This is a genomic window from Vibrio sp. Vb0937 (genome assembly GCF_033338855.1).
Genome location: NZ_JAWOTK010000188.1, coordinates 1 through 1,423, shown reverse-complemented (window position 1 = coordinate 1,423; position 1,423 = coordinate 1). Strand labels below are relative to the sequence as shown.

Here is a 1,423-nt window from a genome sequence, read left to right as displayed (position 1 = left end):
TCCAGCTGATTTTTGCTATCGCCGTTGCAGTATCACTTGAAGCACTCGTGATGATCTGTCGTAAACGCTCGCCAATGAGAGCGTTACGAGACAACAGTGCAATTGTCACCGCATGGCTACTCGCCGTTGCCATTCCACCTTGGTCTCCGTTGTGGATCATAGTTATTGGTTTAATTTTTGCGATTGTGATTGCCAAACATCTTTATGGCGGCATTGGACAGAATCTATTCAACCCAGCAATGGTCGCTTACGTTGTACTTTTGATTTCCTTCCCGGTGCAAATGACCAGTTGGAGTGCACCAACACTGTTGATTCCAGACCATGTGAATTTCGCAGATACCCTCTCTTTGATTTTTACTGGTTTTGATTATGACGGTCTTTCCTTGCAACAAGTTCGCGCTGGTTTTGATGGTGTAACAATGGCAACTCCACTGGATGCCTTTAAAACAGGTATTCACACGGGAGCAACCCCTAGTGAAGTGCTTTCACAGCCGATCTTTGGTGGCTTGGCTGGCATCGGCTGGCAGTGGGTGAACATAGCCTACCTGATTGGCGGCTTAGTGATGATCAAAAAACGCATCATTCAGTGGTACATTCCAGCAGGCTTCCTCGCGAGTTTGACTCTGTTTAGCCTTATTTTCAGCGTTATCACGCCGGGAGAGACGGCTTCGCCAATCTTCCATCTGCTGTCAGGCGCAACCATGCTAGGTGCGTTCTTTATTGCGACAGATCCAGTATCGGCATCTACCACAGTAAAAGGCCGCCTTATTTTTGGTGCGCTAATCGGTGCTCTTGTCTTTATTATTCGTAGTTGGGGCGGATTCCCTGATGGGGTCGCCTTTGCGGTTCTATTAGCCAACATGTGCGTTCCGCTTATCGACTACTACACCAAACCTAGAACTTACGGTCACTGAGGTAAACATGTTAACCGCTATTAGAAAAAATGGTCTGACACTGGCAATCTTTGCTTGCGCCACAACAGGTTTGGTCGCGTTGACTCAGTACTTAACCGAAGATCAAATCAAGCTTCAGGAACAAAAGCAGCTACTTTCAGTGCTTAACCAAGTAATTCCTGAAACGATGCACGACAACGCATTAACTCAATCATGCACGTTGGTGACGTCTCCAGAGCTTGGCACGATGCACGCGATGCCTACCTACATTGCCACCAAAAATGGCGAGCCAACAGCCATCGCCATTGAGTCGATTGCACCAGATGGCTATAACGGTGAAATCAAAGTCATCACAGGTATCGATAATCAAGGTAAGATTTTAGGTACGCGCGTACTTAGCCATCAAGAAACACCGGGGCTAGGCGATAAAATAGATCTTCGCGTTACCAGTTGGATTCTTGGCTTCACGGGTAAACAAGTCACCGAAGATAATTGGAATTCTTGGAAAGTTCGTAAAGATGGTGGAGACT

Annotated in this window: 2 protein-coding genes; both read left to right on the top strand. The window is 46.9% G+C overall.

Annotated features, from left to right (window positions below; all coding sequences use genetic code 11):
- On the top strand, window positions 1-914 hold a 914-nt coding region (gene rsxD, locus R7P67_RS24305; protein ID WP_318086251.1), incomplete at its 5' end, for an electron transport complex subunit RsxD.
- 7 nt (window positions 915-921) lie between these two features.
- Window positions 922-1,423, top strand: a 502-nt coding sequence (gene rsxG, locus R7P67_RS24300) for an electron transport complex subunit RsxG (RefSeq protein ID WP_318086250.1), incomplete at its 3' end; no start/stop codon positions are given.